Genomic DNA, 11,592 nt, shown 5'->3' with positions numbered 1-11,592 from the left:
CGCGCTCCACCATAAACCCGAACCAGGATGATGACGTTTTTTATTATCGCAACCATAATCATACTAATAGGAGTCTTGAGTTATTTTACCAGTGCCCGGTTTGGTGTTAAATCGTCTAACACGGATAAATTGCCGCCTTATTATGCTCATTTACTCCGACAGCTAAAGGAAAAAGAAAAACAGGGTGAAGGAACCGAAGACGTTGTTAACAATGATGAAGTTTCCAATAATAGATAAACCGTTTTACTGATAATCCACAATGAGTTAGGGGACATACATATCAGTCAAAGCAAAAGCCAGTGTCTTTAAACGCTGGCTTTTGCTTTGATTCAGGGTAGGTAGGAATCAGGCTTCAATCAAAACGTCATTCATTCGTAACAACAGTGTTTCTACATCCTGCTGCCGGGCCAGCCGATACCGCGCAAACGATACGCCCGAACCTACTTTCATGGTATATGCCCAGTTGGGTAACTGCCGAAACATATCTTCGTCGGTCGTATCGTCGCCAATACTGACGATAAAATCGTAGGGCTTTTGCTCAACAAGAGAGAGAGCCACCGTCCCTTTGCTGTGTTGAGCGGGTTTGACTTCTACCACTTTACTGCCCTGAATCACTGTCAGTGGTATAGATGAGGGTATCCGTCGAAGTTGAGCTGCCAGATCAATGGCCTGTCCTTCCACATCGTCACTTTCGGCCATCCGGTAATGCCAGGCAATGGCCGTTTCTTTTCCTTCAATAAACGATCCGGGGAAGCGATCAACAAAGTGATTCATGGTTAAGCGAACCGGATCAACCCAGTCGTCAGTCGATAAATCAAGACGCTCCCAGGGCTGGTCCGGTTTTTTATGGAAAGCTCCATGCTCGGCCACCAGATGAACGGGAATATCCGTAAATGTCTTTTCCAGAAACGACCGGTTACGACCACTAATGACTACTACGTCACTGCTTTCAGCCAGATTTATTAAGATAGTTTTCAGGGCTTCAGATGGCCGTGCTTCAGCGGGGTCGTTGACAATTGGGGCCAGCGTTCCGTCGAAGTCAACTAATAATAGGCGCTCACGAGCGTCGCCAAAGGCGGTAATGAATGGCTGAATGGGCAGGTCTGTTTCTAAATCAGTTGGGTTGGTTATCATATCGTTGAATGCAGTAAGAAAATTATGACTCCACCGGAAAACATTGTGATTTTGCAGGTGATTACGCATACGCAGTAATCGTTTCTCCTGTTCGGCCAACGGCATGAATAATGCCTGTTGGATGGCGTCTGCTACTTCCTGTGTATCGGTTGGATTGATAATGATCGCATCGCGTAGTTCCTGAGCTGCCCCGGCTAATTCGCTCAGAATCAACACGCCTTTGTGATCCTGACGACTGGCAATAAATTCCTTACAAACCAGATTCATGCCATCCCGAATGGGTGTAATCAGGGCAATGTCGCAGGCGGTGTACAGGGCCAGTAGCTCCGTAAACGTCAGCGACCGGTACGAATACACGATGGGGCGCCAGCCGATAGTACCGAACAGGCCGTTGATGCGCCCTATGGTTTCTTCAATTTCCCGTTTAAGCTCCTGATACTGCGAGATTTTATCGCGCGAGGGCACCACCGTCATCACGAAAGTTACCTTATCATGCCAATCCGGATTCTGGATCAGAAATCGTTCGTAACCCTGTAATCGGGAGGTAATTCCTTTGGTGTAATCGAGTCGGTCAACCGAAAAAATGATTTTATTATGCCGGAGCAGATTCATGTAATGTTGCCGGGTAGCGAAAACCTCAGAGTCCTGTCCGCTTGTATTGAATTTATTGAAATCAATACTGACGGGAAAGGCATTGACATGAATCGAGCGGTCAGGTAAGACGACGCGTTGGCCAATAATGGGTAGGTCCAGTACTTCAGAAACACTCTGCATGAAATGCTGAACATAATCGGTCGTGTGAAATCCTACGACATCGGCCCCCAGAACGCCCTGTATGAGTGATTGCCGCCAAGTTCGGGGCAACAATTTAATAATCTCGTAAGTCGGGAAAGGAATATGAAAGAAGTAACCAAGCGATGTATCAGGCATCGCTTGCCGGAGTAGATCAGGCAGTAACATCAATTGGAAATCGTGAATCCAGACTAAATCACCGGGCTCGATCAGGGCCGTCAACTCTTCCAGAAAACGAGTATTGGCCTGTCTGTAACAGTCAAAATCGTGTTCTTTAAAGGAAGCGTAGGAAGGGAAATAATGAAACAAAGGCCAAATCAGATCATTACTAAACCCTTCGTAAAACCCCTTGTGAACAGCCTCATCCATAAAAACCGGATGTGCTACAAACGTATCATTTTCCAGGGCCGATGGGCCGAGTTGTTGAAGGGATGAATCGCCATGACCAAACCAGTGAATTTTGGTAGCTGATTTTCCCTGGTTCTGGCCCATCTGTTCAGCCATTGATAAAACGGCTGAAACCAGGCCACCTGAATTCTGTAAAATTTCGGGACCTTCATCCGTTTGTTGTATTGTAAACGGTAAGCGATAGGAAACAATCAGTAATCGGTTAAACGAGGAATTAAACGTCTTCATGGTGTTGATGCGCTACTGAACGCTCAGTGTAGTCTAGCAAAAGACGCATCAACGACTTAGAGGGGGCTTAAGTCAAGCTTAGAAACTCCTTAGAAAGATAGTCCTCTTCCAGATTAAAGCTCTCCTTACCTCCTCTAAGCAATTTCTAAGCAGATTGTAAGCGCATTCTTAGGCTGATACATCAACTTGCAGCGCGTCATTTCGACTCAACGGTTCACCTGGAAACACTGATCCCGTGTTACTCCAATTCGGTATCTGGGCAGGCAATTTCCACATCTTACTCGTATTTTACTATGTCAAAAAATAATGTAGACTTACCCGATAATCTCCTCTGGTATAAGGACGCAATTATCTATGAATTACACATCAAAGCCTTCCGCGACGGTAATGGCGACGGCATCGGTGATTTTCAGGGATTGCTCGAAAAACTAGATTATCTTCAGGAACTGGGCGTAACGGCCATCTGGCTACTGCCTTTCTACCCATCACCTCTGCGCGATGATGGCTATGATATTGCCGATTATTACGCCATCAATAAGTCGTATGGAGATATTGAACAGTTTAAAAATCTGCTGGCCGAAGCCCATCAACGAAATCTGAAAGTGATAACCGAACTGGTTATCAACCATTCATCTGATCAGCATCCCTGGTTTCAACGTGCCCGAAAAGCACCTAAAAATTCGCCGGAACGTGATTACTACGTCTGGACCGACGATCCTACACAATACAAAGATGTTCGGATTATTTTCCAGGATTTTGAAAAGTCTAACTGGACCTGGGATCATGAAGCACAGCAGTATTACTGGCACCGCTTTTTTCATCACCAGCCCGATCTGAATTATGACAACCCGCTGGTGCAGAGCGAAGTATTTAAAATGATTGATTACTGGTGTGAACTGGGCGTGGATGGATTTCGGCTGGATGCGGTGCCGTACCTGTTTGAGCGCGAAGGGACCAACGGCGAAAACCTGCCCGAAACCCATGCTTTTCTCAAAAAACTACGGAAGCACGTTGACAATCATTTTCCCGGTGTGGTCTTTCTTGCCGAAGCCAATATGTGGCCCGAAGATTCGGCATCATACTTCGGTGATGGCGACGAATGCCACATGAACTACCACTTTCCGGTCATGCCCCGTATGTTTATGGCGCTGCAAATGGAAGACCGATACCCCATTACCGATATCTTCGATCAGACCCCCGCTATTCCTGACAATTGCCAGTGGGCTATTTTCCTACGTAACCACGACGAGCTAACCCTCGAAATGGTGACCGATGAAGAGCGCGATTACATGTATAAAACCTACGCCAAAGACCCGAAAGCAAAGATTAACCTCGGCATCCGGCACCGGCTGGCCCCGTTGATGGCCAACAACCGAAAGAAAATAGAGCTGCTAAACAGTCTGTTGTTTTCGTTGCCCGGTACGCCCGTGATCTATTACGGAGATGAAATCGGTATGGGCGACAACGTGTATCTGGGTGACCGCGATGGCGTACGAACCCCCATGCAATGGTCTCCCGACCGTAATGCCGGTTTTTCCAGTGCCAATCCGCAGAAACTCTATTTGCCAACGATTCTTGACCCCGAATACCATTACGAATCGGTGAATGTAGAAACCCAGCGGGGCAATACGTCGTCTCTGTTCTGGTTCACGAAACGGATGATTAATCTGCGAAAAAACTACAAAGCCTTTGGTCGGGGGGATTTGACTTTCATGAAAGTTGAAAATCCCAAGGTGCTGGCCTTTACCCGCACCTATGAAGAACAGACGCTATTGATCGTGGTCAATCTGTCCAAATATTCGCAGCCAGCAGAGGTGGAGTTATGCGGCTTTGGGGGCTACATTCCGGTTGAAGTATTCAGTAAAAATTCGTTCCCGACTGTTTCGGACAGTGAGTCGTATTTCTTCACGCTGGCTCCGCACGATTACCAATGGTTTGTGCTGGAAAAAGCTCAGACCCAAGCGCCTGTCGAAATCCGGTTACCAACGCTACGTGTGGCTATGTGGAGTCAACTCATGAGTAACGGTGCCCGTGAGCGTCTTGAAACAAAAGTATTGCCGGATTATTTACTCCGAACCGACTGGTTCAGCGATAAGAAGGAAACCATGCGGAGTGTGGCTATTCTGAATCAGGCAACCCTTTCGTTGCCAGAAGGGAATGCTTATATCTTCCTGCTGACTGTTTCCTACGAACGTGGCTTGCCTGAAACGTTTCAGTTAATCGTTGGATTTGCCCAGGGTGCTCTCGCCGAAAAAGTTGCCCGTAACTGTCCTCAGGCTGTGCTGGCCAATCTTGAAATTGGTCATGAGACGGGTATTCTCTGCGATGGTATCTATCTGGCTGAAATTCAGCAAGCTCTGCTATCTAAAATGGCTGCTAGAGGGTCAGTTAGGGAAGGTAATTTAGTGATTCAGTCCAAGGCAACGCTAGTTGATTACGTTCGGGAGCATAGCCATATAAAATCAAAGCTGTTTTCGAGCGGAGCCGATTACGTTTCCATCGGCTATGATGCCTGTTTCCTGTTAAAACTGTACCGTCAGGTTGATCTGTCTGTTAATCCCGACGCTGAATTAACGCGCTTTCTATCGGAACAGGCTGACTTTGCCTATGTGCCAACCTTTGCGGGTGCCATCGAAATGGTCTCGTCGGGGGAGCCTATTATGCTGGGAACGATGCATGAAATGGTGGCCAAACATGGCGACGGGAGAAGCTACGTACTGGAGCGTATCAATAATTATATTGAACGGATTCTGGCTCGCGACCAAAACCAGTTATTGGTTGCACTGAATGTCCGGTTCGGTACGTTGAGTGCGCCCGTTTCATTCAATGCGTTACCCTTCGAAACGCAGGAATTACTAGGCAGACGGGCTGCTGAACAAGCCCGATTGCTGGGTATTCGGATTGGGCAGATGCACAGGGCATTGGCCTCTGATACTACGCTAACAGACTTTGCACCGGAAGCCTTTTCGCTGCATTATCAGCGCTCGTTATTTTCCGGCTTTCAGGCGCTGGTTCGCGAAAGCTACCAGAGCCAGCAGCGGAATCTGCAACGACTACCCGACGATGTGCGGCATAATGTGGAGCAAATGCTGGATCGGAAAGAGGATGTACTAAACACATTCAAACGGATTTACGCAAAAAAATTAGACACCACAAAGATTCGGATTCACGGCGATTTGCAATTGGAAAAGATTCTGCTGACCGGCAAGGATATCGCCATTCAGGATTTTGGCGGTGATTCCAGTCGCAGCTACAGTGAACGGCGACTGAAACGATCACCCCTACGCGACGTAGCGGCCATGATTCGCTCGTTTTATTATGTAGCCTATGAAGGTTTTCTGACAAATAATCAGGTGTCGCAACCCGAGACCATGCGCTTGCTTCCATACGCGGAGTTTTGGGCCAATGCCATGAGTGGCTTTTTCATGCGGGCTTATTTGAAAACGGTGCGGGGTAGTTCATTTATTCCAGCCCAGTCCGACGATCTGCAAATGATGCTGGAAACCTACCTGCTCGAAAAGGCCATTTCGGATTTGAATGACGAACTCAATCATCGTCCCGATTGGGTACGCGTTCCGTTGCAACTCATCAAATCGATTGTTGAGCAATCCGAAATACCGACCGACGAACTCGCACCGCAGGAAGAAGAGGCTGTGCTGGGAGCTGATAGTTAATTTGAACGTATTGGTTAACCGCAAAGAGCGCAACGGTTGTCCGCAACGAACGCAGAGCATGTCTCAGTGAACGTTGGGGATAACCGTTGCGTCCTTAGTGATGAAAAAAACTGTACGTAAATCCTGTTAATAGTACCGCATGAAACAATCCATTCAATACATAGTCCTTCTTGTATTTTTCCTGGTTAACCCACTGTCAAACCAAGGTCAGCAAGTCCTCGAAAAACCGCGTTCGGCTAATCAAACGCTAGCTGGTCCCGACGAACAGTTCGGGGCCTTATTCGAGGCTGTTCAGCTAAAAGCCGTTTTCCCGGATTCCAAAACCTTTGCCGATTGTATCCCCAAATTTCTACCGGAAACGATTCTGGCGAACTACGAAACCATCCGCCAACGTAGGGACTTCAATCTGAAGGAGTTTGTTCTACAGAACTTTTTATTGCCCATCAAGCCCTCGTCGGGTTATACCAGTAAAGCAGGTCAATCGGCGCAGGAGCATATTACCGACTTGTGGCAAGTACTAACCCGGCCGACAACGCCCCATCCCAAACCAGGCGAACAGGTCGGCCCACTAATTCCGTTGCCAAAGCCCTACGTGGTGCCGGGCGGACGTTTCGGTGAAATTTATTACTGGGACAGCTATTTTACGATGCTGGGTTTGAGAGCATCGGGACAGACTGTCCAGATTCGGAACATGGTCGATAATTTTGCCTACCTCATCAAGACGTTTGGCTTCATTCCTAATGGCAACCGAACCTATTTTCTGGGCCGGTCGCAACCGCCATTTTTTTCGTTTATGGTGAATCTACTGAGCGAAGTACAAGGACGTCGGGTGCTGATCAATTACCTGCCCCAGCTGCAGCAGGAATATGATTTCTGGATGGATGGTAAAGACCAACTAACCGCACAGCATCCGGTTCACCGACGGGTTGTTCGGCTGGCCGAGGACGTTTATCTGAATCGGTATTTCGACGATAAACAAACTCCCCGCCCGGAGTCGTACCGGGAAGATGTTCAACTGGCCAAACGTGTCAAAGACCCGAAAGTCCTGTATCAGCACCTTCGGGCCGGAGCCGAATCGGGTTGGGATTTCAGCAGTCGGTGGTTTCGCGTCGGCAAGAGTCTCCAGACGATCCATACGACGGATTTTATTCCGGTTGATTTGAATTCGTTGCTCGTTAATCTGGAACAAACCCTTGCCGAAGCTTACCGGATGAAGGGCAATGAAACCCAGTCAAAAAAATACCTGCAACTGGCTCAGCAACGGCGTGATGCTATTCAAAGCTACTGCTGGAATGCAAAAAGTCAGTTTTATTTTGATTATGATTTTGTGGCCCGAAAACCGTCAACGGTTTATTCCCTGGCCGCTGTTTATCCGCTTTTCGTTAAAATCGCTACGTCTGCTCAGTCAATGGCTGTGGCCCGAAAACTGGAGCAATCCTTTCTTAAACCCGGCGGTTTGACGACCACGCTCGTCCGTACGGGCGAACAATGGGATGCGCCCAACGGCTGGGCTCCTTTGCAGTGGCTGGCTATTCGGGGGCTGCGCAATTACCGGCAGTTACCACTGGCCAATAAGATTAAAACAAAGTGGGTAAATGAGAATCTGCGGGTATACAAAGCCAGCGGCAAGATGGTCGAAAAGTACGACGTGATCAGTACGGCAGCCGCCAAAGGGGGCGAATACCCCAATCAGGACGGTTTCGGCTGGACAAACGGCGTATTGCTGAGGCTCTTGAGTGAGAAGTGAGTATGTTAGGGATTTATATAATCAACCTTACTCCACCCAATTCCTCAACCCGGTACTGGAACCGCTGGCCGGGGGATCCGATGAACATGAAGTTAGTAGGAATCTGCCATTTGGTGGATAGTTCCTGGATTAATTCGGGGCCGAAATTGCCATTTATACGCTCATAGGCAACATCAATTTCAGGGTAGGCCCGGTCGAGGGTTTCAATGTCGCGGTGCAGGTGTTCCGGTGCTTTGAAGTGTTCGTTCTCAATCGTTACAATACGTAGTCGATTAGTTTCTTCATTTTGCTGAATATAGATCATCACCTGGTTGAGTGAGGCTATATCATCTCCTTTCGAAAAGAAGACAAATTCCTGCCCGTTTATCTCGTCGATGGTCTCGTTGGTCCACAGTGTAAAGCGTTCAATGACGTTTTTGAGGGGTTTGAAAAAGTAGAGAATAACGGATAACAGGCCAGTCAGAATCAGCGACCGGTCCATCATCATCAGGGCGATCAAAAACGTGGGAATGAAGTATTCGAAAAAGACCCAGACGTATTGAGGATTCAGCATCACGTTGCCCAGGAGTGCCAGGCTCACGGCGACTAGCGCCAGCAAGACCGCGCCAATGGTGGCTTTTTCGGGGCGGGGCAAGCGTTTCCGGCGGAGTTTGAGCAGCAGATTACCGATACCAAACAAACCCATAACCGACAGGAACGAAATGGTATATACACCTGCCAATGCCTGAAGATTTCCGCTTGTACTGAGCAGAATCGCTACGCATAGGACAAAAAACAGCAACAGAATGTAATACGGAGCCTCTCGGCCATTTTCTTTCAGGAAAAACTGCGGAAAGATTCGGTCCAGCGTCATTCGTTTCATCAGGCCGCTAACGCCTACAAATGAAGTCAGCACAGCTCCGCTCAACACCAGAATGGCATCAAACGACACCAAATACGAAAGCCATTGTCCGCCCGAACGCTCACCCATAAACGCCAGCAGGGATGCTTCATGGTTATTCACCTCGCCAATGGGCATGATGCTCAGGGCCAGAAGCGCAATCAGAGGGTTAAACACCGTCACGATAATCCACATGTTGCGGAGTGTTTTTGGAAAGACGCCTTTTTCCTGTTCTTCGACGTAATTTGCCGAGCTTTCGAAACCCGAAATTCCCAGCATGGCGGCTGCGAAACCTGCGAAAAGCTGAAACGAAACGCTATGCTCTGATTTCGTGGCGAAATTGATCGAAAACTGACTAAGCCCATTCGTGAGCACGTACCAGCCACAGACCGCACATAGCACCACCAGCGTGGCTAAATGGATAATAAAAATGACGATAGCCGCCTTCGACGATTCTTTAAGTCCGAGTAAATTAAGCAGAAAAAACAGCAATAAAAGCCCCACTGTACCCAGCATAATCGGAATTGATGGGGTAAAGGAAGAGGCATAATGGATAGCTTCGTTTGCCGAAATCACGCTTGTGGCAACATAGGAGAGGATGGTCAGGCAGGCTGCGAGAGAAGCGGCCGACTTATTGGCCGAGTTGAGTAGTACGTTGTAGGCACCGCCGTTAAGCGGCAATGCGCCGACTACCTCGCCGTAAATTTTACGAAACAGAAACAACGTCCCACCCACCAGAAGAAGTGAAATCCAAGCGTATTGACCGGCGTATAAAATGCTCAGTGCTGATACATACAGGCACGAAGAGCTAATGTCGTTCCCGCAAATGGCAGTAGCGGGCAATTCACCGAGTTTGGTATGCGCGTTCATACTTTGTGGGTCTTGTGGTGGTCAATTCATTCCGGAACCAGACTTCCTGTTGAGGGAATGGAATGGTGATGTTATTCAGATGAAACAAATCATCGCTCCGAAAACGCAGATCGCTTTTTACCATTTCTATCCGCAGAAACTCCATGCTGTAAAAGAATAGTTTTAAATCCAGCGCGGAAGCCCCAAATTCACGAAACGGCACCGTTGGTTCAGGGCACTTCAAAATTTTACGATGTTCTTTGGCCACTTTGAGTAACAGATCTTTCACCAGGGATAAATCGCTGCCATACGCTACCCCCACATCAACATGGAAACGGGTAGGCCGGTCGTTATGCGACCAGTTGATTACGATAGCCTCGACAAGTTTTGAGTTGGGAACGATCTTGACGATTTCGTCGCGGGTTTCCACTTTCGATGTGCGAATGCCAATTTCCTTGACCATCAAAATCGTATCGTCTATCACCACCATAGCATCTACCTTAACCGTTCCTTCAATCAGGAGAATAATACCCGAAAAAAGGTCTTTAAACGTTTGCTGTAGGCCCAATCCGATACCAACTAGCAACGCAGCTGCTCCCGCCAGAACCACCGACAACTGAATGCCCAGCGCCTGTAGGGATAATACAATTGTGATTGGATACACAAGGTATTTAATCGACTGAGTGACCGCATACTGATGACCAACCGTAACGTTTCGACGCTTGAAAAAAAGCCGCAATACGTAGTGTTTTATTACGTACATGAACGACCAGGCCAGAAACACGACGGTCGCCGATGAACAGACATCGGCGACCGTCAGGATAAATAATTTAAGGTGAATCAGCTCAAAGTTTAAGAAATCATGTAAAGGTTTCATCAGGTAGCGTAGTCTGGTTAAACAAAATGAAACGATATGTTAGGCAGTGATTGAAAGTAGGGGTATCGAGGCTTCTTGACCAGGTAGTCTACGTTCAAACTCAGCTGTTTGGGGTTTTATCGACAAGACCGGAATCGTAGCCCGGCTGATAATCTGTTTGAAAAAAGGCCCTGTAAACAATTGACGAACATTGGCTGTACTATCCGCCGTGATGATAATGAGATCTGATTTCTGACCTTGGGCTTGTTGTAAAACGGTGTTAACGGCTGAATCTGTTTCAGAACGTAACAGGTCAGCTTCGATGGCATCGTCCAGAATCCACTTCTTAAGTACGGCCAGCTTACCATTGAGCGCTTCACCCTGCTCTGGGTCATGCTGATTGTGCAGGCCCAATACGGTCAGGTGGGCGTTGTTGTGGCGAACAATTGTTCGGGTAAAATCATATTTAGTCTCTACTCCTGGCACGGGTCGGAGTGGAAAAAGTATCTGACGGAAGTCACCCACGCTGGCGTGTTCAGGTACGGTCATTACCGGGCATGGTGCATGTTTAATTACATAATAGGCTTCGGTGCCAATCATGAACTGTAGAAGGCCGGAGGTGCTGGGCTTACTCATCACGATCAGATCAGCCTTAAAATCGGTGGCGGCATCGACAATCCGGGCCGCTAATCCACCCGTTCGGCATTCGACGGTATATGAAAAGACCTGGTCACTTAGGGTAGCACTGGCCCATTGTTGTAGCCGCTGGGTGTCCGTATTAATTGCTTCTTCCCGGGGCACAGAAACTGCCAGACTGTCAACCGATATAAATGCGTATTGCTCAGGGTTGATTACATGCAACAGCCTGATTTCGGCTTTGTGGCGCTGACTCATCGCGATAGCCAGGTTGATGATTTCCAGAGATAAGTTGTTCGGATCAACCGGAACCAGAATTCGGCTTATTGTTTGCGTTTTCATAGGTATACTGGTTTAGGGGAAATGAGGTTTCTTTAATTGACCCATA

7 protein-coding genes are annotated in these 11,592 nt (G+C 47.9%); 3 read left to right on the top strand and 4 right to left on the bottom strand.

Features of this window, described 5'->3' with window-relative positions; genetic code table 11:
• Positions 1-27 precede the first annotated feature (27 nt).
• Positions 28-237, top strand: coding sequence for a hypothetical protein (locus ACFS25_RS15950; protein WP_381502899.1), 210 nt, complete (start codon positions 28-30; stop codon positions 235-237).
• 108 nt (positions 238-345) lie between these two features.
• Here the strand turns inward: ACFS25_RS15950 and ACFS25_RS15945 are convergent, their stop codons facing one another.
• On the bottom strand, positions 346-2,562 hold the full coding sequence (locus ACFS25_RS15945; RefSeq protein ID WP_381502896.1) for a bifunctional alpha,alpha-trehalose-phosphate synthase (UDP-forming)/trehalose-phosphatase: 2,217 nt from the start codon (positions 2,560-2,562) through the stop codon (positions 346-348).
• A 293-nt stretch (positions 2,563-2,855) separates the two neighbouring features.
• On the opposite strand from ACFS25_RS15945, the gene treS reads away from it, so the two are divergent.
• Both treS and treF read left to right on the top strand, forming a co-directional pair.
• A complete protein-coding gene (treS, locus tag ACFS25_RS15940) occupies positions 2,856-6,236 on the top strand; it encodes a maltose alpha-D-glucosyltransferase (protein WP_381502893.1) in 3,381 nt (1,126 codons plus the stop codon).
• A gap of 139 nt (positions 6,237-6,375) precedes the next feature.
• The gene (gene treF, locus ACFS25_RS15935) at positions 6,376-7,983 is read left to right on the top strand and encodes an alpha,alpha-trehalase TreF (protein WP_381502890.1); all 1,608 of its coding nucleotides are present in this window, start codon (positions 6,376-6,378) and stop codon (positions 7,981-7,983) included.
• 13 nt (positions 7,984-7,996) lie between these two features.
• On the opposite strand, the gene ACFS25_RS15930 is transcribed toward treF, so the two are convergent.
• Genes ACFS25_RS15930 through ACFS25_RS15920 form a run of 3 tightly spaced genes read right to left on the bottom strand, consistent with a single transcriptional unit; the run spans position 7,997 to position 11,546 of the window.
• On the bottom strand, positions 7,997-9,733 hold the full coding sequence (locus tag ACFS25_RS15930; RefSeq protein ID WP_381502888.1) for an APC family permease: 1,737 nt from the start codon (positions 9,731-9,733) through the stop codon (positions 7,997-7,999).
• Positions 9,708-10,589 (bottom strand): mechanosensitive ion channel family protein, encoded by an 882-nt coding sequence (locus ACFS25_RS15925; protein ID WP_381502886.1) that lies wholly within the window; start codon positions 10,587-10,589, stop codon positions 9,708-9,710. The genes ACFS25_RS15930 and ACFS25_RS15925 overlap by 26 nt, the downstream gene beginning before the upstream one ends.
• Before the next feature lie 39 nt (positions 10,590-10,628).
• Positions 10,629-11,546 (bottom strand): universal stress protein, encoded by a 918-nt coding sequence (locus ACFS25_RS15920; protein ID WP_381502884.1) that lies wholly within the window; start codon positions 11,544-11,546, stop codon positions 10,629-10,631.
• Between the last annotated feature and the right edge of the window lie 46 nt (positions 11,547-11,592).

Source organism: Spirosoma flavum, from assembly GCF_042686045.1.
Classification (GTDB): domain Bacteria; phylum Bacteroidota; class Bacteroidia; order Cytophagales; family Spirosomataceae; genus Spirosoma; species Spirosoma flavum.
This window is presented reverse-complemented; position numbering and strand designations above follow the sequence as displayed.

What these genes read in the sequence shown, in the direction of transcription:
- treF (WP_381502890.1), top strand. Translation starts at nt 6,376, where the DNA reads ATGAAACAATCCATTCAATACATAGTCCTTCTTGTATTTTTCCTGGTT.
- ACFS25_RS15930 (WP_381502888.1), bottom strand. Translation starts at nt 9,733, where the DNA reads ATGAACGCGCATACCAAACTCGGTGAATTGCCCGCTACTGCCATTTGC.
- ACFS25_RS15925 (WP_381502886.1), bottom strand. Translation starts at nt 10,589, where the DNA reads ATGAAACCTTTACATGATTTCTTAAACTTTGAGCTGATTCACCTTAAA.
- ACFS25_RS15920 (WP_381502884.1), bottom strand. Translation starts at nt 11,546, where the DNA reads ATGAAAACGCAAACAATAAGCCGAATTCTGGTTCCGGTTGATCCGAAC.
- treS (WP_381502893.1), top strand. Translation starts at nt 2,856, where the DNA reads ATGTCAAAAAATAATGTAGACTTACCCGATAATCTCCTCTGGTATAAG.
- ACFS25_RS15945 (WP_381502896.1), bottom strand. Translation starts at nt 2,562, where the DNA reads ATGAAGACGTTTAATTCCTCGTTTAACCGATTACTGATTGTTTCCTAT.
- ACFS25_RS15950 (WP_381502899.1), top strand. Translation starts at nt 28, where the DNA reads ATGATGACGTTTTTTATTATCGCAACCATAATCATACTAATAGGAGTC.